The sequence below is a fragment of the Pinibacter soli genome (genome assembly GCF_029961145.1).
GTDB classification, from domain to species: Bacteria; Bacteroidota; Bacteroidia; order Chitinophagales; family Chitinophagaceae; genus Pinibacter; species Pinibacter soli.
The window spans coordinates 1,752,173-1,779,148 of sequence record NZ_JASBRG010000007.1; the positions used below are offsets into that span (position 1 = coordinate 1,752,173).

Consider the following 26,976-nt stretch of genomic DNA (forward strand, 5'->3'; position numbering starts at 1 on the left):
GTCATCAAACAAGTATCTGCTGTCGTGCGGACCCGGAGTTGCTTCTGGATGGTATTGCACAGAAAATGCAGGCTTGCCTTTCAATCTGATACCTTCAATTGATTTATCGTTAAGGTTAACATGCGTAACCTCGATGTGATCTGCTTTTTTAACCGCTTCAGGGTCTACACCAAAACCGTGATTCTGCGTAGTGATCTCGCACAAACCTGTTACAAGATTTTTTACCGGATGGTTCAACCCTCTGTGACCGTGGTGCATTTTGAAAGTAGGAATACCGTTTGCCAAAGCCAGCAATTGGTGACCCAAACAAATCCCAAAAACAGGTTTCTCTTCCTTCAATATTTCTTTCACCGTCTCAATAGCGTAAGGCATTGCCGCCGGATCGCCCGGACCGTTTGATATGAAATAACCGTGAGGGTTAAACGCTTTCAATTCTGCTGCCGGAGTTTTTGCAGGATGTACTTTTACATACGCGCCTCTCTCTACCAGGCAATTAAGAATATTTTGCTTTACACCAAAATCAATCACCGCCACACGAATCTCAGAATTAGGATCACCCATTTCATAAGTCTTATCAGTGCTAACAAGAGAAGCAAGCTCCAAACCGTCCATTGATGGTACTTTGGCCAACTCGGCTTTCAGTTGCTCTACATCTAAAATTTCAGAAGAAATGATGCAGTTCATCGCACCTTTCGTACGCACATGCTCAACAAGTGAACGCGTGTCAACGTCTTCGATTGCAACAAGATTGTTTGCTTTCAAATAATCGTTCAAAGAACCTTGCGCCTGGCGGCGTGAATACGTTTCTTCAAGGTTACGCCCAATCAATCCGCGGATCTTTACAGAACTACTTTCTACATCTCCATCTTTAACGCCATAGTTTCCAACGTGAACGTTGTTCATAATCAAAACCTGGCCATAATAACTAGGATCTGTAAATACTTCCTGGTAACCTGTCATACCAGTGTTAAAGCACAATTCACCTGTTGTAGTGCCAATAACGCCAAATGCTTTACCATAATGTACTGTGCCATCTTCCAGCACCAAAATCGCTTGTTGTTGAGTAGTATTAGACATGGAGATTTTTAATTCGCTGCAAAAATAGTTGATATTGAAGTCAAAATTCAAAAATCAAAAGTCAAAAATTTGTCCGTTTGTGCAAACTGGCCTCAATAATCGGTACAGACCGAGTTTTACGCTGGCAATTATGTAATCAACTGAGTATCCCTGATTCAACTTTTGTTGCGTCGCACACTTGTACAGTAGTAATTCTATTCAGCTACAATGCAAGTCGCCAAAATTTACGCCGCCCTTTTGAATTTTGACTTTTTACTTTTGAATTGGTTAAAAAAAAGCTCCGATAATAATATCGGAGCTTCTATATAAAGAATGAATGATCATTTCCTTATTCTGCTGCTTTAGTTTCTTCACCAGCTGCAGGCGCTTCATCAGAAGCTTTCTTTTTAGCTCCACCAGCACGACGAGTTCTTTTAGCTGGCTCAGCTTTACTTTCTGCTGTTTTACCGTAGATTTCGTTAAAGTCTACAAGTTCGATCATCGCAGTTTCAGCGTTATCACCCACACGAGCACCCAATTTGATGATACGAGTGTAACCACCTGGACGACCAGCAACTTTTTCAGCAACCGCACCGAAAAGTTCTTTGATAGCTTCTTTATCTTGCAAATAGCCGAAAACAATACGACGTTGGTGTGTGCTGTTTTCTTTAGCTTTTGTGATCAAAGGCTCAGCGTACACTCTCAAAGCTTTAGCTTTAGCAAGTGTAGTTACAATTCTCTTGTGCTGAATCAATTGACAAGTAAGATTGCTCAACAAAGCATCTCTGTGTGCTTTTGTACGACTTAAATTTTTGATTTTGTCTCCGTGACGCATGACGTTAATTTTTAGATTCGGCTGTACCGTGTCAGGAATTACAGCCTACAGTTTACAATGTATAAATAAGGCTCATGCAAGGTTTTCACACAAGCATAAGCCTTAAGTTATTTAGATATCATCTTTATCCACACCCAATTTCGCAAGATCCATTCCGAAGTGCAAACCTCTTTCGTTCAACACTTGTTCGATTTCGCTCAAAGATTTTTGACCGAAATTACGGAATTTCATCAGGTCTTCTTGTTCGTAACCAACCAACTCGCTCAAGCTGTTAATTTTAGCAGCTTTCAAGCAGTTGAAGGCACGCACTGAAAGATCAAGATCTTCCAAAGGTGTTTTCAATACTTTACGCAATTGTAAAGTTTGTTCGTCTACCAGGTCTTCTTTTTTCTCTTCCTTATTATCAAAAGTGATGTTTTCATCAGTAATGATCATCAGGTGTTGAATCAGAATACGAGAAGCTTGCTTAACAGCTTCTTCAGGATGAATAGTACCGTCTGTGCTAACTTCCATTACCAACTTTTCATAGTCGGTACGTTGTTCCACACGTGTATTTTCGATGCTGTATTTAACATTCTTGATCGGAGTGTACACAGAGTCGATAGGAATATAACCTACAGGCGCGTCTTTCAATTTGTTCTCTTCAGAAGGTACATAACCACGACCTTTTCCGATTGTAAGTTCTATGTCCAACTTTGCAGAAGGGTCCATAGTACAGATCAGCAGTTCCGGATTCATGATCTGGAAAGACTGAGTGCCTTCCTGGATCATGCCCGCAGTAAATTCGTTCTTACCTTTAATGTGCAGGGTAATTTTTTCATTCACCGCTTCGCTATCTACGATTTTCTTAAATCTTACTTGTTTCAGATTCAGGATAATTTCGGTAGCGTCTTCTGTTATACCCTTGATAGTAGCAAATTCATGCTCAGCCCCTTCAATCCTAATTCCCGTGATAGCATATCCTTCCAATGAACTCAGCAATACGCGGCGCAATGCGTTTCCGATAGTTACGCCAAAGCCAGGTTCCAAAGGGCGGAATTCAAATTGTGCTTCAAAATCGGTTGCTTTTTGCAAAACAATTTTGTCAGGTTTCTGGAAATTTAAAATGGCCATATATCTGTTTCAGATTTTAGTTTTATATTTTCTTTGTTTAGCCTTACTGTTCTGCAATTAGCACTAGAAGAAAAATCTTCCGGCCACTAACTGCGCTGATCATTATTTAGAGTACAACTCTACAATCAGTTGTTCCTTGATGTTCTCAGGAACGCTTTCTCTTTCAGGGTACGCAATGAAAGTTCCTTTTTGCTCAGTTTCGTTCCAGTCTAACCAGTTGAATTTAGCATTTTTACCACGGAATTGGCTAGTGATGCTAGAGTTAACGCCAGATGCTGGTTTCAAACCGATGATATCACCTGGTTTCAATTGGAAAGAAGGTACGTTCACCACTTCACCGTTAACGGTAACGTGTTTGTGAGATACCAACTGACGAGCACCAGGACGAGAAGCTGACAAACCTAAACGGAATACAGTGTTATCCAAACGTGCTTCCAGCAATTTGATCAGGTTTTCACCTGTTACACCACGACGACGAGCAGCCTCATCGAAAGTTTTGCGGAATTGACGCTCCAATACACCGTAAGTATATTTAGCTTTTTGTTTTTCACGCAATTGCAAAGCATACTCACCAAGGCTTTTACGTTTGCGAGAAGCACCATGCTGACCTGGAGGGTTGCTGTTTTTGTTTAACCATTTGCCATTGCCTAAAATTGGCTCACCGAAAATTCTGGAAATTTTGGTCTTGGGACCTGTGTAACGTGCCATAATTGTAATTGTAGATTTTTTTGGTTACGATGTACGATCAGTAAAAATCTTAAAAAATCAATCGCACATCCTTGTAAAATACAAAATATATGAAAAGCAAAAATGTACGGTGGGTTTCACCGTACATAAACTCTTTATAAAGATTAAACTCTTCTTTTCTTCGGAGGACGGCATCCGTTGTGTGGAAGCGGCGTCACGTCTTTAATCTGTACTATTTCGATGCCTGAGTTAGACAAAGAGCGAATAGCTCCTTCACGTCCAGAACCAGGTCCTTTCACGTAAACGTCCACTCTTTTCAAACCAGCATCCAGCGCTACTTTTGCTGCGTCAGCTGCGGCCATTTGAGCTGCATATGGAGTGTTCTTTTTAGAACCTCTGAAGCCCATTTTACCAGCAGAAGACCAGGAAATAACCTGACCGTGCTTGTTAGTTAAGCTGATAATGATATTGTTGAAGCTTGCTACGATGTGTGCATCACCATATGCGTCAACTTTTACAATTCTTTTTTTAGCAGCGACTTTAGCGCTGTTTTGTTGTGCTTTCGCCATGACTTTTTAAAGGTAATCTTGTTTTAATTAAATATTCCGTGACCGGAATCGAACCAACACTCCGTCGCACCCTGACATCTGTAACTGGTTCTTATTAACAGGTGCATAAAAAAACGGCTGTCAATAAGCGATTGAGCTCATCAACAGCTATTAATTATTTCTTAGCGGCCTTTTTCTTACCGGCAACTGTCTTACGTTTACCTTTACGAGTACGGCTATTTGTTTTGGTGCGTTGACCACGAACAGGCAAACCTTTACGATGACGTAAGCCACGGTAACATGCGATATCAAGTAAGCGTTTAATGCTCATTGATACTTCAGAGCGCAAAGCACCTTCTACTTTAAATTCATCATTGATGATGTTACGAATAGCAGCTTGCTCTTCGTCATTCCAAGTATGAACTTTTTTGTCTAAGGAAATACCTGCTTTCTCCAAAATGTACTGGGCTGATGAACGGCCAATTCCGTAAATATAGGTTAAACCTATTTCGCCTCTCTTGTTTTTTGGTAAATCAACACCGGCAATACGAGCCATAATTCTATTTTAATTTTCGATTTTAATGTTTCAAACGGTAATCTTAAGATTATCCTTGTCTTTGTTTGTAACGAGGATTTTTCTTGTTAATTACATACAGCTTTCCTTTTCTCCTCACGATCTTACAATCTGCGCTGCGCTTCTTGATTGATGCACGAACTTTCATTGTTATTTAATTTAAAACGTTTACCCTTTAATGCGGATTATTTGTATCTGAAAATAATCCTTCCCCTTGATAGATCGTATGGACTCATCTCCACACCCACCTTATCACCTGGTAAAATTCTGATATAGTGCATTCTCATTTTTCCTGAGATTGTCGCCAGAATTTCATGCCCATTTTCCAACTTCACCTTGAACATCGCGTTTGACAATGCTTCTAAAATGATTCCATCCTGTTTGATTAATGCTTGTTTCGCCATACTATTTTTGGGAGCGCAAAGATAGGAGTTTAGAAATTAATAATAAAATAAATGGAGAAAAAATTCCTTTTTATGCATATTATTCTTAAATACGGCATTAAAAATAGCAAATAATTTGAATATACCTAGAAAAGCTTAAATTAAGATATTTTTCAGTAACTGAATAACTGATCAACTGAATAACCGAAAGAGTCCTGAATTTCAATCTTTTACTCAATTGCTCTGTTATTCAGTTACTAAAAAGGAGCAAATCGCTTTGCCCCTTTTCCTTACTTATTAAACCAGTTCAACTTTTGTCATTTGTAAATAGTGATTCTGAAGCTGGTGAACCGCAATCGGCATCTTTATTTGCCGGTGGTCCTCACGATACCATATTTCAAAATCATGGAAGCCTTGGGAATTCAGTAACACCCTGAAAGGCCCCTTTTTATACTTCGTATAATTATTTTCGTACGCTTCTTTTTCAAAACCAAGTTTAACTAATTGATTTTCATCTAAAGGTATGGGAAAAAGATTTTCCGGCTTGAACCAGAACGTCTGCACATCTGTCCTTACACAAATTTCTTTGTCTTCATGATTCAATTCTGTCACCACTCCTTCTTTTACCTGGCCCTCAAAGTCGGCCATTACATAATCGCCTTCTTTTAATTCATTGATTTTTATCATAATGAGCAAGTTTTTTGTTTACTCTAAATATACTAAAATGATATCATAGCTGCAATGGGTTATTTTAATCATCATATATATTTAAAATGGAAATAACATCAACGAACAAGATTTTGTTGCTCACGGCAGGATTGAAGTCAAAATTCAAAAGGCAAAAATCAAAAACGGGGGTCTTCGCATTTTTTGACTTTTTACTTTTTACTTTTTACTTTTGAATTTTTACCATGACTAAAATTGGATTGATCTCCGATACGCATAATTTTCTTGATGATGCTGTGTTCAATTATTTTGATAAATGCGATGAAATATGGCACGCCGGCGATTTTGGCACTGCTGAAATTGCTGACAAACTAAAAGCATTCAAACCACTGAAAGGCGTGTACGGCAACATTGACGGGCCTGACATCAGATATTCATATCCTGAAGAACTTGTTTTCAATTGCGAGGAGGTTACAGTCTACATGAAACATATTGGCGGTTATCCAAATAAGTACGCTCCCGGCGTTAAACAGAGAATTATGGAAACTCATGCCGGCTTGTTTATTAGCGGCCACTCCCACATTTTAAAGGTTATATACGATGAAAAATTAAAATGCCTGCACATCAATCCGGGAGCAGCGGGAAAGCAAGGCTGGCACCAGGTACGCACACTTATTCGATTTGATATTGATGGAAAAGACATAAAAAACTGCGAAGTAATAGAGCTTGGGAAAAGGGTTTGAGAAAAGTTTTTCTTACCTTACAAAGACCAAAACCAACACTACTAAACATGACCATGCAACGCCGTGAAATGCTGCGCAACACAGCTTTGGCCGCCGCAGCTTTTGCATTTAGCAGAGATTCTTTTGCGAGAAAGATAGAGTCCCGCATTATCAACAACTTCCCTCCTTCAAAACCCATGATAAGATTGGGGTTTAATGAAAATCCCTACGGTCCGTCGCCAATGGCCCGCAAAGCAATGATGGATGCTATAAACGGATCTAATCGTTATCCAATCGATGCTGTCGATCAATTGAGAAACAGAATAGGAAAAGAGTACAATCTTAACGCGTCTAATGTTGTGATTGGCGCAGGGTCGTCCGAATTGCTTGGCATTGTAGGTGCATGGACGGTTATGAAGAAAGGGACGGCCATTGTGCCGGAAGTAAGTTTTCTTTCCTGGACACCGGCTGCAAAAAAGATCGGGCTGGATATCAAGACGGTGCGGCTAACTGGTTCAAGAGTCATCGACCTGAGCGGAATGAAGAATGGCATTGAATCAAACACGAAGCTCGTTTATTTGTGCAACCCCAATAACCCAACAGGAACTGTGTTGCCGCCGAATGAACTGGAAGCGTTTATACGCAATGTGGCTCCTACTTGCACCATTTTACTTGACGAGGCATATACGGAGTTTAACGACACTCCGAGCATGGCTAAACTGGTAAATGAATTTCCGAATTTGCTGATTGCAAAAACCTTCTCAAAAGTGTACGGCATGGCGGGTGCAAGGCTTGGCTACGTTCTTGCTCATCCACAAACCATTAGTGAAATAACTTCGCTGCAGCCATGGGCAAATGCCAGTGCGAGTGCGGTATCACTTGCAGGCGCGTTGGCCTCTCTGGACGATAAGAGCTTTGTGATTTATTGTAAAACGGAAAATGCAAAGGCAAAAGATATCTTCTATAATGCGCTTAAAAAAGCGAACATTTCATACATACCTTCCAGTACAAACTTTGTGTATTTCAATTGCGAAAATTATTCGAAAGATATTGTTGCCCAATTAGAAGCAAAGGGTATTGCAGGCATCAGAACGTATGAGAAAAACACCAGGTGGTGCAGGCTTACTGTGGGAACAGTGGAGGAAATGGGCAAAGTGGCTGAAGCTATTTGAATTTGAAAATGTGGAAATTTGAAAATTTGAAAATGCTTTAGGTGCAAAATTCTAAACGAATATATCTACTTGAAATTTTGGAGAAATAATGTCTCTGATGAATGCCGCTCCTTTCATTTTCAAATTTTCAAATTATCTAATTTTCAAATTGCCTAAATCCAGCCTCTTCCAGCGCCAGCCATTCTTCCCGGCCAAGGAATGCTTACGAGGATTATTACAAGCGCAATGAGATACAACCAGAATGCCGCGCCGTAAGCAGCTTTTTTCACTTTACCGCGGGCAATGGTAATTAACACGATTGCGATAAGCATCCCTGTTATATGCTCTACTGCGAAAAATCGGTATACATCATCTTTCATTACTGCGCTCATACCAAGGTTGGTAATGTTTTTCAATCCCCAAGGACCAACGATCCACTGGTATAAACCAATCAGGAAAGTTGTATGTGCAGAAATCAATAAAAATAAACTTGTCTTCTTAAGTTTTGCGCCCGCTTCAGGATTACTTTTAGCAGTAAACGACTGAACCAAGCCAATCAATAATAAAATCAGGATAACCCAACGTAAAAAGCTATGCAAGTGTAAAAGACCAGTGTACATAATGTGTAGTTTGGGCGCTAAACTAAAGAATAATTTGAAAATTTGAAGATTTGAAAATTTGAAAATGAGGGGTGCAGCCCCATAATGAATCTTAACCCTCTGATATTCGACAATTAAACAATTCGTTTTGTGAGTTAAACCTGAAGCATTTTCAAATTTTCATATTTTCAAATTAGCACATTTTCAAATTACCTAACTTGCCTCCATGGAACGCAACTTCTACATCTTCACTTTTTTCATGTTGGCAATTGTTTTGATCGGCTGTAATTTTTTCGATAAGAAAGGAAAATCGGAGAACGAGAAAATACTTAAATCCCCTCCTTTTGATGTATTGACAGATAGTATCAGGTTATTGCCCGACAACGCAGATCTGTACAAACAAAGAGCGGGACTTCTGTCCCAAAAAGGATTTCATGAGCTGGCAACTGAAGATTTCATAAAAGCATGGAGCATGCAGCCTGATGAGATTACTGCCACATCCTATGCTTCTAACTTAATGATTACAGGAAAACTTAATGACGCAATAGACCTCCTGCATCAATGCATGAAGATGTATCCTGCCAATACAGATTTCAAAAGGAAGATTGCTGAAATATATGTAAGTGAGGGTAAAAGAGAAGATGCGTTGGCATTATATGATGAAATGATCAAGAAAGACAGCAACGATTTTGAAGCGTGGTATGAGAAAGGAACGCTACTTGCCGCTCTTGCCGATACAACGCAGGCAGTTGCTGATCTGGAAAAATCGTATTCTATCCAGCCTTTGCAGCTTTCAGGCCTTGCGCTTGCTAATTTGTATGCCGAAACAAAAAACAAGAAAACGCTTTCGCTTTGCGATGCTTTGCTCAAGGCAGATTCTACCGGCGAATTGATAGATGCCGTTTTCCTGAAAGGTGTTTACTATTCCAACACAAACGACGGTCAGAACGCTATTGCGCAATTTGACCAATGCATAAAAATGGATTGGAAGTTCACTGATGCCTATATTGAAAAAGGAATTCTTTTTATTGAACAGAATAGGCCACAAGAAGCAATCACTACTCTTCAACTGGCCACAACCGTTTCCAATACGGATGCGGACGTGTACTACTGGCTCGGCCGCGCTTATGAAGCTGCCGGCAATAAAGAAGAAGCGTTAAATAATTATATCAGAGCTAGTCAACTCGACCGCAATTTTGCAGAAGCGAAAGAAGGAATTAAGAGAATGAGGAGTTAATGGAAAATGATGGCACCAATTTCAAATCAGAAATCTGTATTCCATTTTCAATTTTCAACTTTCAATTTTCAATTTCTACCTATCTTCACAAACAAACAATTCATGCCATGCCCATCATCGCACCATCACTACTGGCTTCTGATTTTTTACACCTTGCTGATGAATGTAAAATGCTTAATGAGAGTGAGGCCGATTGGTTTCACCTCGATGTGATGGACGGTCGTTTTGTTCCCAACATTAGTTATGGATTGCCGGTGATTGAACAAATTCGCACAGCGACCTCAAAAATTTGTGATGTGCATTTAATGATTGAAGAGCCAGAAAAATATGCGCAGGATTTTAAAAATGCAGGCGCAGATATTTTGACGGTTCATTATGAAGCATGCCGGCATTTACACAGAAATATTCAGCAAATAAAAGATCTTGGTATGCTTGCGGGTGTAGCGCTTAATCCGCACACGCCTGTGCAACTGTTACAGGATGTTATGCAAGACATTGATCTAATCCTCATCATGAGTGTAAATCCTGGTTTTGGCGGGCAAAAATTCATTCCCCATACGCTTAAAAAAATCAAATTGCTCCGCGAAAGAATCGACACACTTGGCCTCAATACAAAAATTGAAGTGGACGGCGGCGTAACTTTAGCCAATGCAAAATCGATTATCGATGCAGGCGCACACGTACTCGTTGCAGGAAGTACCGTTTTCAAATCAAAAGATCCTAAGCAGACGATACACGAGTTGAAAAGCATTTAAGAGACGGAACGCAGATTTTCATGATTGTCATGATTTGTGATGATTTTTTTTATTTGATTATGGCACACAAATGACACAGATTAGACGGATTAGCACTGATCTTAACTTAACCTTTAGTGAGACGCTGACAAAACTTAGATTTCAATTTCTAGAATCATAATTCATTAAAAAAACACATCAGTTTCAGCATAGCTGCGCATAAGAAAAAATCCGTGCAAATCCGTCTAATCAGTGTCATCTGCGGGCTCACTATATCTCAAATCATGATCATCGTGATAATCATGAAAATCTGCGTTCAATATCTCTCCCCTTTCTCGAATTAAAAAGGTAATATTGCTGCGAACAAACCATTGCCGGTAATGACTTTAAGAAGATCATTTGCAGTATTATTCCTCCTTTTCCTTATCCAATTTGTGTCTGCACAGAAAAAAACGGCTGTTATTTCCGGCAGGGTTCTGGACGAAAATGAAAATCCGGTAGCACGTGTTTCTGTTGTTGTTTTGGGTCAAACAAATGGTATCTCCACAAGCGATTCAGGCACTTTTAAACTGAAAGTCCCGGCTAATAAAGCGTTCGCCATCGTATTTACTTATACAGGTTACAAACAAGAGCAACGCAATTTCATTTTGAATGAAAACGAAAATGAAATGGTTGTTATCCGCATGGAAAAAAAAGCGAAGGAACTCGAAGAAGTGATCATTACAAACGATCGCAAGCAACGCGAAGAAGCGGGCTTGATGCTTATCAATCCAAAACAGGTTATCAATATTCCCTCTCCTACTGGTGGCATAGAAAGTATGATCAAAGTGTTTGTCGGCAGCAACAATGAGCTTACATCGAATTATTCTGTTCGCGGAGGCAACTATGATGAGAATCTTATTTACGTAAATGACTTCGAAATATTTCGCCCATATCTCGTAAAAAGCGGGCAACAGGAAGGTTTGAGTTTTATCAATCCGGAACTGACACGTACCGTGAGTTTTTATAATGGCGGATTTCAGGCGAAGTACGGAGACAAAATGTCTTCCGTTTTGGATATTCAATACAAAAAACCAAAACGTTTTGGAGGCTCTGCATATATCAGTTTACTGGAACAGGGTTTTAATGTGGAAGGAACTGATAAGAAAAACAAGTTCACTTATTTGCTTGGCGTAAGAAACAAAAGCAACCAGAATCTTTTAAGCAGTCAGGAAACAAAGGGAAGCTATATTCCTTCATCCGCTGATTTTCAGGGATTGTTTACTTATCAATTTACCAATAAATTGTCTGCAGAACTATTAACCAACTTTTCCAAAACCAAATTCACACTTATACCAGAATTCAGCAGTCAAACGGCTTCTGTTTTTTCGGCATATTATACTTCCAATCTAGGTCTTGATACTTATTTTGAAGGCCGCGAAAAAGACGAATACAAAACCAATTTTGTCGGCCTAAGTGTAATCCAGCAACCGCGCAGCAATTTAAGATTAAAGTGGATGGCCAGTTATTTCCAGGACAATGAAAAAGAAACGGTCGATATAATCGGTGCCTACATTTTTGGTGAAAGAAGTTTTGATAAAACACAAAGTGATTACGGGCAAATAACAAATCCACTTGGCGTTGGTCAGTACCAGCAATACACCCGCGACCGTCTGAACATCGACGTTTGGAACATCAGTCATAAAGGTACACTTCGCAAAAACAGGAACTTTTGGCAATGGGGAGCTACGGCAGAGAAGCAACTTGTTCACGATAAATTACATGAATGGGAACTGCAGGACTCCGCCGGCTATACATTGCCTTACAACCCTTCACAGCTGAATATGTCGAGCTATTTGCATTCTGCAGCAGATCTCGACATCAACAGGTTTTCAGGCTACATACAGGACAATATCAGCTTTCACGATTCATCGGGATTTACATTGCAGGCAGGAGCAAGACTGAACTACAACACCCTTAATAAAGAATTTTTAGTTTCTCCACGGGTTGGTTTGTCATGGACACCTACTACCTGGAAAAGAGATATTGTTTTTAAAGGAGCTCTTGGATTGTACCAGCAACCACCGTTTTATCGTGAAATGAGGCGTTATGATGGCACGCTCAATACTGATCTGAAATCCCAGAAAAGCTGGCAGGTAACGGCAGGGATGGATTATAATTTCGTGGGACTTAACGATCGGGCATTGCGCTTTACAGCAGAGGCATATTACAAAGGCATGTGGGATGTTGTTCCTTACGACATCGACAATGTAAATCTTCGTTACTATGGACAAAATAACGCGAAAGCATATGCAACAGGACTTGAGATGCGCTTGTTTGGTGACATTGTAAAAGACGCCGAAAGCTGGGTGAGCCTTGGCTTTATGCGCACAAGGGAAAATATTGAAGGCGATTATTATTATGACTACAAACTTGATTCGCTGAATCAGCCTGTTGACAGCACTAAGCATGAGGGCGGTTGGTTCCGCAGGCCGACTGATCGCCTGATTACTTTTGGTTTATTTTTCCAGGATTATTTGTCGACAAATAAAAACTTCAAGGTTTATCTGAATACGCTTTACGGAACTAACCTTCCATACAATGTTCCCGGAAGTGTGAAGTACCGCAATGCGTTAACCATCGATCCATATATTCGCGTGGACATTGGCTTCAGCGCTCTATTGCTCGACAGCGACCGCAGCAAACGCCGCAGCCACAGCCCCTTCAAAGGTTTTGAAAACATATGGGCGACACTTGAGGTTTTCAATCTACTTGACAGAGATAATGTTATTTCTTATCAGTTCATCAAGGATTACTCAAATACCACTTACGCAATCCCGAATCGATTAACACCGCGGTTATTGAACATTAAAGTGGTTGCGCGGTGGTAAGCGCCGGAATGCAATTTGAAAATTGAAAATATGAAAATTTGAAAATGAATTGTGCAACACCGAACGCTGTTGGCGAAAAATCAAAAATGTTACACAGAAAGAATTAGCATATTTTCAAATACCCTCTCGAGTAAACTCATCATTTACTGTTCTCCACAGGCCCAAAGGATTCCCGTTTTTCAACTCATCTGGCAACAAACTATCCGGCCAGTTTTGAAATGCCATGGGACGAACGAAGCGCTTGATGCCATCTGCTCCTACTGAAGTAAAGCGACTATCGGTAGTGGCCGGATAAGGGCCTCCGTGGTTCATACTTAAACATACTTCCACTCCTGTTGGCACGCCATTCATAATGAACCGACCGCAAATATTTTTGATAGCTTCTATGAGTGATTCGTGTTGTTGCACATCATTTTCCGTTGCGATGATGGAAGAAGTTAATTGACCTTCAAGATGCAATGCAACCTGCTCCATTTGCTGATCATTTTCACAAATAACCAAGATTGAATAAGGCCCAAACACTTCCTGATGCAGTATTGCGTTCTTCAAAAATTCATTGGCACTAACCGTTGCTATCGTTGGTTGACCTTGATTTTCTTGCGGCTGCTGCGAAGACACTGCGGCAACATGCACATCGTTTTGCGATAATGCTTTTTGTCTTTTTTCCACAAATGCCTTTGCTATTCCTGGATGCAGCATTGTGCCAGGGGCAACATTTTTTATTTCCTCCGATAAACTTTTGAGAAACCGATCCAATGCTTCACTTTTGATGCCGATTAAAATTCCGGGATTCGTACAAAATTGCCCAACGCTTGCCGTGATGGATGCAGCATACATTCTAGCGGTTTGCTCTGCAGACTGTTGCAATTTTTCAGGGAGTAAAAAAACAGGATTTACACTTCCCATTTCAGAAAAAACGGGAATAGGTTCTTTGCGTTGATTTGCCACATCAAACAAAGCTTTTCCTCCGGCAAAGGATCCGGTAAAACCAACTGCTTTTGTGCGTGGATGCAACACCAGCGCTTTGCCTGTTTCAAAACCTTCGCCATGTATATGCGCAAAAATGCCGTCTGGCATTTGAGATTTTTTTGCTGCTGTGAAGATCGCGTTGGCGACCATCTCAGAAGTTTCGGCATGTGCAGGATGTGCTTTCACTACGACAGGACAACCGGCAGCAAATGCACAAGCTGTATCGCCGCCTGCTGTTGAATATGCGAAAGGGAAATTACTGGCACCAAATACAACTACAGGTCCCAGCGGCACCATCATTTTACGTATGTCTGGCTTTGGTGGAGTTTTATCAGGAATGGCGGTATCAATTCTAGCATCAAGCCAATCGCCGCGTTTGCAGGCATCGGCGTAGCTTTTCAATTGAAATACGGTTCTTTTTCTTTCTGATTCCAGTCTGCCCTTCGGCAAATTTGTTTCCTGGCTTGCTATCTCAATCAATGGTGTGGCAATGTTATCCAATTCATTCGCTATCGCATACATGAATTCAACTCTTCTTTGCAACGGCAATTTTCTGTAGGTCAAAAATGCATCCCATGATTTCTCCATTGCTGCATTTATATCTTCAGTTGTTGCGTCTTTAAATTTCATCGTTGATTCTTTTTTGATTAGAAAATGGAACGCAGATTTTCTTTTTTTAGCACACAGATGACACTGATTAAACTGATCTACACAGATTTTTTAACCACAAAGTGCGCGAAGTTATCGCAACGGAAACGAAGAATTCGCCAAAGACAATCCTTCATTTCTTTGCGGGACCTTGTGTTCTTTTCGGTTAAAAACTATTTGCATCATCTGAATTTCAATATTATCTGAGACTTATTTACTCAACCAAGATCCGTGTCAATTAGTCTAATCAGTGTCATCTGTCTGCCCAGGCTGCGTTCTTTCTCATTGCTTCAAAATCTTCGTTACATATTGCTGATCTTTTGTATGCACCACTAAAATGTACATTCCTGATTGCAAATTTTTGTCACGAATATCGAATTGATAGCTGCCGCCTGATTGCTTCGATTTCCACTGTGCGACCTGCCTGCCGGATATATCTAGAAGCGTTGCTGTCAGCACACTTTGCGCCCTGCCTTTTATAGCAAAAGCAACATTATCACTAACAGGATTTCCCAGCAAAGCAAATCCGTTTTGTACATTCACTTCGCTTCGTTTCAAGACAACAACATTGCTTAACGTTGATTCTCCGTCAATATCAATTTGGTTAAGCCTGTAATACAACTCACGTTGTGCTATATTGAAATCTGTAAAAGAATAGTGGTGCTGTTCCGCGTTTTGTTGAGTTGCTTTCACAAATCCGACTGCAGTAAAATTAGTGCCATCAAAAGATCTTTGGAGTTCAAATCCTTTGTTGTCGATTTCCCTGGTTGTCGTCCAGGTTACAACAACATCATTACCTTTTTCCTTAGCAGCAAAACTTAATAACTGTACAGGCAAAACAGATGTGATCATTACAGGATAATCTTCAGCCTGACCATACACAGGATCGTTACATGCGGAGTTAATATCCCGCACCGGAAAACCAGAATAACTTGAAAGATCATCCATCACACGCATGCGCACAACAACATTTTCTATGGCTTGTTGCGGCACTGTAAAAGTACCGGATACAATACTGTTTGGCGCAATATCAATTCTTGTATCGATACAAATCTGTTCTGATTCATTATCAAAAATGCCGTCGTTATTAAAATCGATCCATGCTCTTACCTGTTCCTCTTCTTCACCAAGAACAGTAATTGAAAATGTATTGGTGCTTCCTTTGGTAAGAGAAATTATATTAAGACATCCGCTTGCGGCGTTTAAATATCCACTTAGCGGATTATCGTCCTTCGCCGATCCGGATATAAAACACCTGTCGTTGATGGTGACGTTTGTTATACCAGCATAATAACCACTCAAACCAATTGTGTTGGTAGCCGGCGTACACCGGGCTCCTGTAATGGGCACAGCGCCGCCGGGGAATATAATGGGATTCAATGCTCTTGACTGAACTAAGGTGGGGCGGAATTCGAGAATGGCTGCGCGCATTTTGGCAACCTGTCCGGGAGTAAATCTATCCTGGCAATCCTCGGCAGAATAATCCATGTAATTCTTCACAACGCTATTATCAGGAGAACAATTACCGTAAGGAACATAAGGACAATCCGAGCGGCTTCTTTCATGTGGCCATGTGTCGCACACACCATCGCCATCTACTGTGCAGTCTACATTTGGCGGGCATCGGTCGGGAATACCGTCAAAGTTTGCGTCATCGCCTTCAAAGCTGTGGTACAGACCCAGCTCGTGCCCCATTTCGTGAGTAACGATCTTGTTTTGCCGGGTGCCGGCCTTCAAATTAAATCCAAGCGTCCCATCGGGATCGTAGCCAAATGCGGTACACACAATAACTAAACCATCTATGCCCGAAGGAGCGCCTGGCAGGTAGGTAAATCCCTGCGTTCCTGCACCTCCATCGTTTCCGTTTATTTCACTTACGACCCAAATGTTGCAATAGTTTGCATTGTTCCAGTTTCCAAGCTTCTTTACATCAAGTTCGTTTTGGTATCCCGGAAATGCGCTATTTGTTATGCCGTTTTGAAGATATCCATTTACGGAAGATCCGTCTAGCCGGTCAATTCCTGTGGTGGCCTGGCAGGACGGATCGATTTTTGCCAGCTCAAATTCAATTCCGGCATCCGTACTATTGCCCAGTTGTGCCCGGTAATATTTTGTGAGATAGGTGATGGCGCTTATGACTTGCGCATCAGAAATATTGGAACCAACACCAACTGCCTCTCCGTTATGGATAACGTGTACTACTACGGGAATTTTGTAGATAACGCCGGGAGTTCCCCCACCACCAACAGAGCCAAGTGTTTTGGAACCACTTTGGGTTTTAAATTTTTCGTTTACTTTTTTATATTGAGAATTATCTTTCTGGAGCTTGCGGTTTACTTCGTCGAAACCACAAGTATTTTGTGCAGCAATGCGGCTAAATGGAATACATAAAGCCGGAAGAATGACAACCCACAGGAACAGGCCCCTCATATGCAAGGTTTGTTATCGTAAGTTACCGATTTCCTTTGGCAGGCTGTATTGCAATTTACAAGTGTGTGATTTCCAGATATCTCCATAATTCAGCGGTGAGCATTTTGATAATTATGGTTTTCAGTGTGCGGATTGGAGGTTGTAAGCTTTACAACAGCGAAAATATTGTGCCAGTTTTGCCCTAAAAAAAACCGCCCCAACAATATTGTGGGGCGGCTCTTCATTTATCGGAAAAAATTTTACCATTTGTCAACATCTTCACCAAGAGTATCTGCAACCGGAGCTGCGGCAGGTGATGGAGCAACTGTAGTGGATTCAGCAACGATATTTTCGCTTGTTGCAACTTCCCCTTCGCTGTCGTAATTATCGTGGTTGTACGCGTCAAAATCAAAGTCGGGCATCAATTCTGTTTTCACGTAATCTACCGCTTCTGTCAATGCTTTTAAGAACTTGTTGAAATCCTCTTTGTAAAGGAAAACCTTGTGCCTGTCATAACCATCTTCGTTGAATTTCTTACGGCTTTCAGTAATTGTAAGATAATAATCGTTGCTGCGGGTTGCTCTTACGTCAAAGAAATAAGTTCTTCTCTTTCCGGCTCTGATGCGCTTACTGTAAACGCTCTCCATTCTTTTTTCATTACTTTCGTACGCCACGGTAATAATTTTTTACAGTTAGGAATTTTTTAATTATTGTTCAATAAGCTACAAATATAATATTGTTTTCGAATTGGCAAAATTTGAAACCATTGAATCTACTGATTTTTGTAAGTGTATCCACTTATTTTTTCAAGATTCTTTCTCGGAGTGTTCCTGCAACTGTTGTTGCTCATATAAATAAGCATAATAACCATTGCGTGCGATCAAGTCCTGATGTTTTCCCATTTCCACAATGCGCCCGTTTTCCAAAACAACGATCTTGTCAAAATCAAATAACGAGAATATTCTATGCGTAATAATAATCGCTGTTTTATGACGCAAAAACGCATATAGGTTTGATATAATCTCTTTTTCTGTGCTGGCATCAACGGCACTTAAACAATCATCGAACACTACCATTTGCGGGTTCTTGATCAATGCTCTGGCAATAGATATGCGCTGTTTTTGTCCTCCACTCAATGTTACACCACGCTCTCCTATCATCGTATCAAACTTACCGGAAAACTGGTTGATCTCTTTTTCCACGCTGGCAAATTGCGTCGCTTTTATAACGTCTTCAAAAGAAGCTTTCACAGCTCCGAAACGGATATTTCCGGTAACGGTGTCGCTGAACAAAAACACATCCTGTGGCACATAACTTATTTGTTCACGAAGTCTGTGTAGTTCCATTTCCTTTAGATTAGTTCCATCGATGGAAATAGTGCCGCTACCAGGGTCGTACATGCGTAAAAGCAATTGCGCAAGTGTCGTCTTGCCACTTCCCGTTCTTCCAATGATCGCAACTTTTTCTCCCTTTTTAATATCAAGAGAAAAATCCTTTAATGCGTGGATACCTGTGTCAGGATATACAAAATTGACATTGTCGAAGTGTATGTGGCCTGTCAACACCGGATCTACAGCCTTTGGTGAATTTGCGATAACGGGTTCCGTTTGCAAAAATTCATTGAGTCTTTTTTGCGAAGCCGATGCCCTCTGTACCATACTGGCTGTCCAACCGATGGCACTCACCGGGAATGTGAGCATATTCACATACATCACAAACTCAGCGATGGTTCCTGTTGTTACGCCAGAACCCGGAGTAAGCGAATAAAAACCACCGATCATGATTGTTAACAAAGTGCTCAAACCAATGATCAATGACATGGAAGGAAAATAAACGGCTTCCAGTTTCGCCAACCCTATAGCGTTGGTGCGGTATTCCTCACTTTTCTTATCGAAAAAACCAAGCATGGCTTTTTCCTGCACAAAGGATTTTATGACACGAATACCCGAGTAAGATTCCTGTGCCGCAGTGGTAAGATCTGATAACAGCGCCTGGATCCTTTCGCTTTTCCTGTGAATAATATTGTTGATGAAATAGATGATTGCAGCAAGTAATGGCAGGGGCGCCAGCACATACAAAGTAAGTCGCGGATTTTCTCTGACCATATAAGAAACACAAAAACCGATCGTAGCAGCAAGGTTGATAAAATACATCAATGCCGGACCGGTGTACATTCGCACACGGCTAACGTCTTCGGTTATGCGATTCATCAAATCTCCGGTGCTGTTTCTTTTATAGAAAGCCGAGTCCAGCATTTGATAATGACTGTAGACCTCATTCTTCTGATCATACTCGATCAGCCTGCTCATTACAATGATCGTTTGCCTCGTGAGGAAAAGAAAGAACCCACTAACCAGTGCCGTTATCAGCAATACAACGCCGCACAATACTATTTTTTGATTGAATGTAAATGATGCTGCAGAGTGGAACATTTGTGCAACAAGCGGATCATAGTTAAAGGAAACATTTTTAGGTTTGTAACCAGGCAGGCTGCTTTCTACCGCATCTACTACAAATCTTGTTATTTGCGGTTGTATGATCTTAAAATAGTTGGAAAGGATAATGAAAATAAACCCGAGCAAAAATCTCCAACGATATTTCCAGAAATACTTATTGACTGCCTTTAGGTGCTTCATCTTCTCACGAAGGTAGGAAATTGTTACAAGGCAAATTTTCCGCTTGTATAAAGACAACGATTCATTAATGATACAAATCATGCCGTAACCTTTTACAAATCAGCATTTAGCAAAATATCTACGGTTATTTTTGAATGCTTACAAAAATGATCGATATGAAAAAGAGAACTCCGGTTGCCAAGATCATGACGTCTGACGTAATATCTGTCGACATATGTGAAAGCCTGAAGAAGGTGGAAAAAATAATGCATGACAGACACATCCGTCACCTGCCGGTAATATCGCATGGTAAACTTGCAGGCATCATCAGCCATACCGATATTATGCGATTGAGCTTTGGTTCACTTTTCGATGGTCAGGAGTCTTCTGACGAGGCCATTTTTGACATGCTTAAATTGGAGCAAATAATGGTCTCTAATCCAAAAACCGTCGCCCCGACAGAAAGTATTAAAGATGTAGCTGAGTTTTTGACAAAGGCAGAATTTCACGCTTTGCCTGTAGTGGAAGATGGCAAACTGCTGGGCATCGTAACAACAACTGACGTCATCCGGTACCTGGTTGATCAATATGAATAGGCTCACAACCAACAGGAGAAAAGCAATATCCAATATCCGATAAATGAAATTACCTGAAATCACATGGTGTTTTGTTTACAAAGGGTATGTTTCAATCTGGCCCCGCCTCCGCAGGCGGGGTTCTTAATTTAGTGGAAAATTGAAAATAAAGAAACGACGGTCGTTGAAATAATTTTCAACTTTCAACTTCAATTAAAAAAACTTCCTTCGCTTGTCCAACTTTACCGATCCCGATTGTTGTATTTAAAACTTTACCCATGGGCAAATTAAATTCATTCACTTTCATAACACTTGACGGCTATTATAAAGGTGCCGGCAATGACATCAGCTGGCATCCGCATGGTGGAGATGCAGCGGAATATGCAGCTCAAAAATCGCAGGGAGAAAACACCCTAGTTTTTGGACGCTTAACATACGAAATGATGGCCGGCTTTTGGCCCACTCCAATGGCAAAGGAAAGTTTTCCTGAAGTGGCCGAAGGAATGAACAAAGCAGAAAAAATTGTTTTCTCCAAAACGCTTACGAACGCAACCTGGGAAAAAACAAGAATCATTACGAACGATATTATTGGTGAAATGAAGCACCTGAAAAAAACGAGTGAGAAGGATATGACGATCCTCGGCAGCGGAAGTATTCTTGCTCAATTCGCCAACCATGGTTTGGTGGACGAATTTATAATCATGCTCGACCCGGTCGCGATTGGAAAAGGCTCGTCTATCTTCCAAAATATTCAAAAGCAACTCAACCTGAAATTAAAAGAACACAAGGTCTTCAATAGCGGAATCATAGTGATGAACTATGTGCCGGCGTAGGGAGCACGCAGATGACGCTGATTGGACTGATTTGCGCTGATTTTTGTGCTAATAATTGAATAAGAGAATAACTGAACGTTGAATAACGAACTGTTCGATTACATCTTATGAAAAGATCAATGTAAATCAGTTTAATCCGTGTCCTCTGCGTGCCTTAGATCAATTCTAGCTTATAGACTCTCAAACTCTGACCACTGAAGTGTTTCGTGCAATGTGCAATTACTGCTGGGGTTATGTTCATTAAAAATCAGGTTTCATTCTTGCAATTAGAAATTAAGCGGAGTTTTTGTTCTCTTGTTTTAAGCCATTGCACCTGGCTATCCGTATCCGGAACTTTTAATCCTCTGACCTTGCTAATATCGACAAAAATTGCATCTGATCGTTGACCAAACAATAAAAGGATACATGCAGCAATGAGCGACGACCGTCCTATTCCCATTCTGCAATGAATCACCACAGAACTTCCATTCTGAATAACTCCTGCAAGATAGGTCGTAAGCCAATCGACTTTGTCGGTTGCTTTAGGTACTTCGCGATCCGCTATTGGAAAACTAATAAACTCAATCGAATTGTCTTTGCAAAAGGTCTCCTCTTGTCGCAACCCAAGCTCATTAACTTCTTCACTTTCCAATAGGGAAACCAGAAGTTCTACTTTTTGTTTTTTTATGCTGGCTATTTCATCAGCAAGCCAATCGCCTCCCCGAGGCCTTGCCATGATGCCCAATCTCCCAGCATTGTCGCTATGATATATCCAATAAATCTTTGTGAACATAATTGTCCTAGTTACGAATTACAATGGCATTCCTTCACAATAAAGAACCGTCCATACTGGTTGCGGTTGTTTACCACAAATATAATAAACCGAAAATGGCAGCGGCAAAAGAAACCATTCGCCTATTTTAAAAGCCCCCAAACCTTTGTATATTTAAAGTAACACCCAACGATTGCGTCTTTCGGTTATATCATTTAACGATGCCTGTATGAAAACCTTGCTTGTTACATTGCTAGCCATTGCCTTTCAGTTTGCGTTCGCGCAACAGCCAAACAAAAGCACTCCTTTTCCTGGCAGGGATTCAGTTTATATTTCCGGCAAGGTTGTAGATGAATCCGGCAAGCCGATGGAAAATGTGATGGTGCTTGTTTATCCATTTTATACAGAAAAATTCGATGTTACCTGGTATGAGCAGGACACTTTTTACACAAACACAGAAGGCAAATATGTTGCAGCCTTGAACAGCGGACAATTCTCAAATCACTTATACTTCAAAGCAAAAGACTGTCTTCCTTCAAGCATTTATCTGCCCAATAAATCATACTGGCAAATAGCTGATGAACCAGTAAAATTGCTTAGCCGGAAGCAGCATTATTTCGATACCAGAAAGATTGACAAAAAAGACTTGTCGCTCACAGTTGAAAAGGCACTTCAAAAATATAAAGTCAGTATAAGCCAAACGAAGCTCTTCTCCTACCCGACGGATATTGGCAATATGAGGGGTCTTCGATTTGAGACCGCCGACAGCTCCATGATCGTATTAGCTACAGAAAATTTTTATAACAATCCGGCAACGAATAAATCCGATCTTCTTGATAGAAAAATAACCGGCATCGGCATCGCTTTTGTAAATGGTGACAAAGTCATTTTAGGTAATGGCTTAGAGATTGCTGAACGAAAAATATATAACGAATATTTCCAGGAGAAAAAAGATTTGGAGGCGAAGCAACAACCTCAAAAAAAGCAATAAAAAAAAGTTGTATCAAAAATAAAAATGACTCCTGAGAATCGCGTAAACGACTACAACGCTCCGTTAGAGACCTGAATAAAAAGAGGCTGACTCATACAATTTGAGGCAGCCTCTTTTTTATTGCTTATAACTTATTTGAAACTTAAAGAGTGGAATCAAACTCATAACTCAAAACCATCCGTCCTCCAACAAACCCGCCTCTACCATTGCTTTCCAAAAATCTGCAGGTACCGGTTGATTAACCATATTGACAGTTGCTCTCAACCTTTCTGGTTTAGAAGCCGCGACCGCAATACTGTTCACTCCGGGGGCGGTCAACCCAAATTGCAAGGCCACAGCCACATGCGAAAGACTATGCTTTTTGCAAAGCTCATAAAAACGTTCGCGCCAGCTAAGCAACTCCTGCCCGCGTTTTGTGGTCTCATCTACCATTTGGTAGTTATAAAAATTGCCGCCCGTTAAGAACCCGCCGTTGAATACCGCTGAGTTAATAACAGTAACATTTTTATCCGCTAGTGACTTCATAAAATGCGCCAGCTCTTTCGGATGGCTATGAATGCTCATACTGTTTGCGATCATTACCCAATCAAAATCTATATCATGGCTTAAGCGTTCAATCGATCGCCAGTTCTTTGCACCAACACCCACCGCGTCTGCTTTACCATTTTTCTTCAATTCGAAGAGTGCACGATAAGCCTCTAAAATTTCTTTGTATCTCTTTTCTTCATCTGTTGCATCCGTCGCCACAGCTAAATATTCGTCCGGATCATGTACCGATACAAAACGTGAGTCGTGTCCACCCAACAATTGGTTGCCTTGTTCGAAGCACGCCAGGATGCCATCGTAACCCAGCTTCTGCACAGCATCGTTCTTGATATCCTTCCAGATACCTTTCTCAAATGTAGGCTCGCCTGTGGTTAACGGCACGCGATACCAACCCAATTTATTACTGATGATAACGTCTTCTGGTGAGATCGAAAGTTCTTTCAGGCCCTTGCCCAATGCTTCAAGCGCAAGACCCGCGCCGTATTTGCCGGCAGTATCAAAAAAATATGGCTTATCAGACAGGGAAACATATGCCTCAATCAACGCAGTCTTTTCTTCCTGCGAAAGTGCATTGTAGAGGTTACCCAATGTACTGGTTCCTAAAATGGCCTTCGGTAAATTAACGTGCATGACCGAAAATAGCCACATTTCAGTTCGCAGAAAAATCAAATTTGCGTATTATATTAGCATGAGAGAGGAGCGCAGATTTTTATATTGTGATGATTTACGCAGATTCTTATGAGATTTGAAATTTGAAATTCAAAGTTGCGAACGACTTTACTTCTATGATAAGTAATCTCAAATTAAAAAATCATAGCAAATCATCACAATCATAAAAATCTGCGTTCCTTTTCTCCTAACATCTCTCTATCCTTGATTTCAAAATCTTCCGCGCAAAATGGATGCGACTTTTGATCGTACCAATGGGTTCATTTAGCATCTCAGCAATTTCGTCGTACTTAAAGCCTTCAAGGTGCAGTAAAAAACTTTCTCTGAAAACAATAGGAAGTGCATGAATTCTTTCCTTAATCTCTTTTATCTCTAATTCGATTGGCAATATATTTCTGAGTGTGAATTCCACATTACCTGCTTCCGGTTTTCTGTAACACTTAAGCAGTACAGTTTGATAGGTTTCTTTTCTGCGATAGTTGTTAATAAATATATTGCGCATGATCGTGTACAACCACGCTCTCACATTGGAATTGGCTGAAAATCTTTGCTTGTTTGCCAGAGCTTTATAAATTGTGTCCTGTACCAGATCTTCTGCTGATTCCCGGTGATTTGTAAACTTCAACGCGAATGATTTCAAATCTTCAGTATTGGCTGTTATCAGTGTATCAATTTCTGCTGACATAGATTACGATTATAGAATAAGTATTGGGTTAAAATTCATGAACCTTTTCAAAAGCCATCGCACAGGTCAATTGCTTATGAAACAGCATCAGGCAAATAGCACTTTGAATTCCTCCCAAAATAGTTTCTTTTATACAAGCCGGAGGGGCTTAACAGTTAAATGGATATGTGAAAAGACAGCATTGAAAGCATTATTTCTGTGTGTATTTTTATCTGTTTAATTTAACTATCAGGTATTCGACATTATCATTCTGAACATTCTTTTTGCAAAAATTCGACGCGATAGTTAATAGTTTATCGAATGATTTTTTTTGGAAACATCTCATTATGTTTTTCAAAAAAACAGATGGACAAAGCGAACCGGCTATGGTTTGCAAACCATACTCTTCTTAGGGAGCATAGCTGCAGCTGATTGTCGCTATGCTTGTTCCGGTGCATGTTTCACTACATTCATGTTTTATCGTTAAAACTTTTCTTCAACCATCGATTCTCCAAAACCCTTGTTATTATTGAGTTTCAGCCTATCAATCATATAGTTGAAAAAAATATTTTCAATTTTTTGAAATCTTTTTTGGCAAATAAATCCCGGCACCTTTATTTTGCACCCGGAGAGATGGCAGAGCGGTCGAATGCGGCGGTCTTGAAAACCGTTGACTGTCACAGGTCCGGGGGTTCGAATCCCTCTCTCTCCGCCAAAACCCTTCAAAAAAGGAATTTAAAAGCGCTATTTTTTAGCGCTTTTTTGTTGTACCTATCCGTCGTGATCAGATTAGTTTGAGTGATCCTCATAAACCCCAAAAACTATCTGCAATAGACACAGCGCAATTCCCTGGCAACTATCATCCTCTACAAGCAAAGCAAACCGAATTTCAGGCTTCTTCCCGCAAACAAACAATGAAATTATGTGCTACACAATGGCTTCATCGCTTCAAAAAAAACACTAAAAATCTGCTGCTATGTACAAGGGGCAGTTTACTGTTAAACGCTTTCGAATACGCGAAAAGAATTGTATCTTAAGAGACTGTAGATTCTGCTAGTGTAACACCCGTAACGCATTCTTATAACAACTCCATTATGCAAAAATCACATGCACCGGTAAAGCCGGCCAAGAAAAAAAGTATTAAACCCAATGGGAAGGTAAATCCCACATCTGCAAAGGCAACTTCCCTGGGAACAGCAACAGATAACGGAGAGCCGGAAAACAAATCCTGGGTGGGAAGAATACCACACATAGAGCCCGGCGTATACGCTGATGGCCTGCCCTATCCCGACTTTAATTATCTCGCGTTTAAGCTGATTCTTAAACCCAACCGGTTCATTTCAAGAGACAGCATGTTCGACTTCGCAAAAGTGATTAAAGCGCCGGCTGCAGAACACGGTGTTAGTTATAACATCAGTAACTATATTGACGCTCCCACAAAAATTCGCGAGATCATTTTTATAGACACAGATGATTTCAGGTTGTACAACAACTCTTTCATTTTGCGTCGCCGCATAACATACGTAAATGGATTCCCCGAAGGCGATCCGGAGATTGTCTTCAAGTTTAGAAATGCGGACCTGCAAAAGACGGCAGAAACAGATGTACGGCCGCAAATACAGGGAGATTACCAGGTAAAATTCAAATGCCAGGTATTGCCGCTGAAAGAAAAACTCGGCGGCATACGCATTCTGTATTCCAACAATGTGCAGTTCCCGCGCAAAAATGTAACACAGAGTGATGTGCTTTCATTTGATGTTATATCGGAGGTATTCCCAGCTTTACAGTCGCTAAAACAGAAAGAGGGAGAAAGAATAAACCTGGTAAATGGCGCCATTGTAGAAGAAGTGCTGCAAGATATTTGCATGCTGGATTTCGGAGATGGCCTTACCGCAAAAGCGAATGTTGGCATCTGGCGCACCCGTGGAGAGCATCGTCCGCTCATTGGTGAATTTGCTTACCAGATCAAGTTTAGAGACAGAAAGCAACTAACCCGCGAAGCAATGCAACGTGCCGAAGCATTTTTCCTTTCGCTGCAGTATTCAGCAAAAGATTGGATGGCTTTGAATGCTACGAAAACGGGCATTGTGTACAGATTGCTCGGCAACCCTCCTAAATCCAACGAGTAATA

The 26,976-nt window shown here is 40.7% G+C and carries 26 protein-coding genes and 1 tRNA gene; 10 read left to right on the forward strand and 17 right to left on the reverse strand.

The window, feature by feature from the left end:
* From carA to QJ048_RS17520, 9 genes are all read right to left on the reverse strand, one after another.
* Positions 1-1,077, reverse strand: a 1,077-nt coding sequence (gene carA / locus QJ048_RS17480) for a glutamine-hydrolyzing carbamoyl-phosphate synthase small subunit (RefSeq protein WP_282335696.1), incomplete at its 3' end; no start/stop codon positions are given.
* A 328-nt stretch (positions 1,078-1,405) separates the two neighbouring features.
* Positions 1,406-1,891 carry a 50S ribosomal protein L17 gene (gene rplQ, locus QJ048_RS17485; RefSeq protein ID WP_282335697.1) on the reverse strand — a complete coding sequence of 162 codons (486 nt, stop codon included), beginning with the start codon at positions 1,889-1,891 and terminating at the stop codon, positions 1,406-1,408.
* Positions 1,892-2,002: 111 nt separating this feature from the next.
* Positions 2,003-3,004, reverse strand: coding sequence for a DNA-directed RNA polymerase subunit alpha (locus QJ048_RS17490; RefSeq protein ID WP_217793492.1), 1,002 nt, complete (start codon positions 3,002-3,004; stop codon positions 2,003-2,005).
* 102 nt (positions 3,005-3,106) lie between these two features.
* Positions 3,107-3,712, reverse strand: a complete 606-nt coding sequence (gene rpsD / locus QJ048_RS17495) for a 30S ribosomal protein S4 (protein ID WP_282335698.1) — start codon at positions 3,710-3,712, stop codon at positions 3,107-3,109.
* A 143-nt stretch (positions 3,713-3,855) separates the two neighbouring features.
* The gene (gene rpsK / locus QJ048_RS17500; protein ID WP_282335699.1) at positions 3,856-4,260 is read right to left on the reverse strand and encodes a 30S ribosomal protein S11; all 405 of its coding nucleotides are present in this window, start codon (positions 4,258-4,260) and stop codon (positions 3,856-3,858) included.
* 154 nt (positions 4,261-4,414) lie between these two features.
* The gene (rpsM, locus tag QJ048_RS17505; protein ID WP_282335700.1) at positions 4,415-4,795 is read right to left on the reverse strand and encodes a 30S ribosomal protein S13; all 381 of its coding nucleotides are present in this window, start codon (positions 4,793-4,795) and stop codon (positions 4,415-4,417) included.
* A gap of 49 nt (positions 4,796-4,844) precedes the next feature.
* Entirely contained in the window at positions 4,845-4,961 is a 117-nt protein-coding gene (gene ykgO / locus QJ048_RS17510; RefSeq protein ID WP_046369371.1) for a type B 50S ribosomal protein L36, read from the reverse strand.
* A 37-nt stretch (positions 4,962-4,998) separates the two neighbouring features.
* Positions 4,999-5,217, reverse strand: a complete 219-nt coding sequence (infA, locus tag QJ048_RS17515; protein WP_217793501.1) for a translation initiation factor IF-1 — start codon at positions 5,215-5,217, stop codon at positions 4,999-5,001.
* 276 nt (positions 5,218-5,493) lie between these two features.
* Positions 5,494-5,883: a hypothetical protein gene (locus QJ048_RS17520; protein WP_282335702.1), complete on the reverse strand. Its 390-nt coding sequence runs from the start codon at positions 5,881-5,883 to the stop codon at positions 5,494-5,496.
* Positions 5,884-6,107: 224 nt separating this feature from the next.
* On the opposite strand from QJ048_RS17520, the gene QJ048_RS17525 reads away from it, so the two are divergent.
* Both QJ048_RS17525 and QJ048_RS17530 read left to right on the forward strand, forming a co-directional pair.
* The gene (locus tag QJ048_RS17525) at positions 6,108-6,605 is read left to right on the forward strand and encodes a metallophosphoesterase family protein (RefSeq protein WP_282335703.1); all 498 of its coding nucleotides are present in this window, start codon (positions 6,108-6,110) and stop codon (positions 6,603-6,605) included.
* A 47-nt stretch (positions 6,606-6,652) separates the two neighbouring features.
* Positions 6,653-7,756: a pyridoxal phosphate-dependent aminotransferase gene (locus tag QJ048_RS17530; RefSeq protein WP_282335704.1), complete on the forward strand. Its 1,104-nt coding sequence runs from the start codon at positions 6,653-6,655 to the stop codon at positions 7,754-7,756.
* Between the two features lie 152 nt (positions 7,757-7,908).
* On the opposite strand, the gene QJ048_RS17535 is transcribed toward QJ048_RS17530, so the two are convergent.
* Positions 7,909-8,355: a hypothetical protein gene (locus QJ048_RS17535; protein ID WP_282335705.1), complete on the reverse strand. Its 447-nt coding sequence runs from the start codon at positions 8,353-8,355 to the stop codon at positions 7,909-7,911.
* Between the two features lie 205 nt (positions 8,356-8,560).
* On the opposite strand from QJ048_RS17535, the gene QJ048_RS17540 reads away from it, so the two are divergent.
* The 3 genes from QJ048_RS17540 (at position 8,561) to QJ048_RS17550 (ending at position 13,175) form a co-directional block, all read left to right on the forward strand.
* A complete protein-coding gene (locus tag QJ048_RS17540) occupies positions 8,561-9,571 on the forward strand; it encodes a tetratricopeptide repeat protein (protein ID WP_282335706.1) in 1,011 nt (336 codons plus the stop codon).
* A 107-nt stretch (positions 9,572-9,678) separates the two neighbouring features.
* Positions 9,679-10,326 (forward strand): ribulose-phosphate 3-epimerase, encoded by a 648-nt coding sequence (rpe, locus tag QJ048_RS17545; protein ID WP_282335707.1) that lies wholly within the window; start codon positions 9,679-9,681, stop codon positions 10,324-10,326.
* Positions 10,327-10,685: 359 nt separating this feature from the next.
* Positions 10,686-13,175, forward strand: a complete 2,490-nt coding sequence (locus QJ048_RS17550; protein ID WP_282335708.1) for a TonB-dependent receptor — start codon at positions 10,686-10,688, stop codon at positions 13,173-13,175.
* 114 nt (positions 13,176-13,289) lie between these two features.
* On the opposite strand, the gene QJ048_RS17555 is transcribed toward QJ048_RS17550, so the two are convergent.
* The 4 genes from QJ048_RS17555 to QJ048_RS17570 form a co-directional block, all read right to left on the reverse strand.
* Positions 13,290-14,774 carry an aldehyde dehydrogenase (NADP(+)) gene (locus tag QJ048_RS17555; protein ID WP_282335709.1) on the reverse strand — a complete coding sequence of 495 codons (1,485 nt, stop codon included), beginning with the start codon at positions 14,772-14,774 and terminating at the stop codon, positions 13,290-13,292.
* 300 nt (positions 14,775-15,074) lie between these two features.
* Entirely contained in the window at positions 15,075-17,222 is a 2,148-nt protein-coding gene (locus QJ048_RS17560) for a zinc-dependent metalloprotease (protein ID WP_282335710.1), read from the reverse strand.
* Positions 17,223-17,461: 239 nt separating this feature from the next.
* The gene (locus QJ048_RS17565) at positions 17,462-17,875 is read right to left on the reverse strand and encodes a DUF3276 family protein (RefSeq protein ID WP_282335711.1); all 414 of its coding nucleotides are present in this window, start codon (positions 17,873-17,875) and stop codon (positions 17,462-17,464) included.
* A 132-nt stretch (positions 17,876-18,007) separates the two neighbouring features.
* On the reverse strand, positions 18,008-19,837 hold the full coding sequence (locus tag QJ048_RS17570) for an ABC transporter ATP-binding protein (protein ID WP_282335712.1): 1,830 nt from the start codon (positions 19,835-19,837) through the stop codon (positions 18,008-18,010).
* Between the two features lie 155 nt (positions 19,838-19,992).
* On the opposite strand from QJ048_RS17570, the gene QJ048_RS17575 reads away from it, so the two are divergent.
* Both QJ048_RS17575 and QJ048_RS17580 read left to right on the forward strand, forming a co-directional pair.
* Positions 19,993-20,412, forward strand: a complete 420-nt coding sequence (locus tag QJ048_RS17575) for a CBS domain-containing protein (RefSeq protein WP_282335713.1) — start codon at positions 19,993-19,995, stop codon at positions 20,410-20,412.
* Positions 20,413-20,669: 257 nt separating this feature from the next.
* Positions 20,670-21,224, forward strand: a complete 555-nt coding sequence (locus QJ048_RS17580; protein WP_282335714.1) for a dihydrofolate reductase family protein — start codon at positions 20,670-20,672, stop codon at positions 21,222-21,224.
* A gap of 247 nt (positions 21,225-21,471) precedes the next feature.
* Here QJ048_RS17580 and QJ048_RS17585 read toward each other — a convergent pair whose 3' ends face one another.
* Positions 21,472-21,996, reverse strand: a complete 525-nt coding sequence (locus QJ048_RS17585; RefSeq protein WP_282335715.1) for a phosphatase domain-containing putative toxin — start codon at positions 21,994-21,996, stop codon at positions 21,472-21,474.
* A gap of 208 nt (positions 21,997-22,204) precedes the next feature.
* Between QJ048_RS17585 and QJ048_RS17590 the strand changes: the two genes are divergently transcribed.
* Positions 22,205-22,966 carry a peptidase associated/transthyretin-like domain-containing protein gene (locus tag QJ048_RS17590; RefSeq protein ID WP_282335716.1) on the forward strand — a complete coding sequence of 254 codons (762 nt, stop codon included), beginning with the start codon at positions 22,205-22,207 and terminating at the stop codon, positions 22,964-22,966.
* Between the two features lie 168 nt (positions 22,967-23,134).
* On the opposite strand, the gene QJ048_RS17595 is transcribed toward QJ048_RS17590, so the two are convergent.
* Entirely contained in the window at positions 23,135-24,142 is a 1,008-nt protein-coding gene (locus QJ048_RS17595) for an aldo/keto reductase (protein ID WP_282335717.1), read from the reverse strand.
* Between the two features lie 226 nt (positions 24,143-24,368).
* A complete protein-coding gene (locus QJ048_RS17600) occupies positions 24,369-24,866 on the reverse strand; it encodes an RNA polymerase sigma factor (protein ID WP_282335718.1) in 498 nt (165 codons plus the stop codon).
* Between the two features lie 606 nt (positions 24,867-25,472).
* Between QJ048_RS17600 and QJ048_RS17605 the strand changes: the two genes are divergently transcribed.
* Both QJ048_RS17605 and QJ048_RS17610 read left to right on the forward strand, forming a co-directional pair.
* Positions 25,473-25,560, forward strand: a tRNA-Ser gene (locus tag QJ048_RS17605).
* Positions 25,561-25,939: 379 nt separating this feature from the next.
* A complete protein-coding gene (locus tag QJ048_RS17610) occupies positions 25,940-26,974 on the forward strand; it encodes a hypothetical protein (protein ID WP_282335719.1) in 1,035 nt (344 codons plus the stop codon).
* Positions 26,975-26,976 lie beyond the last annotated feature (2 nt).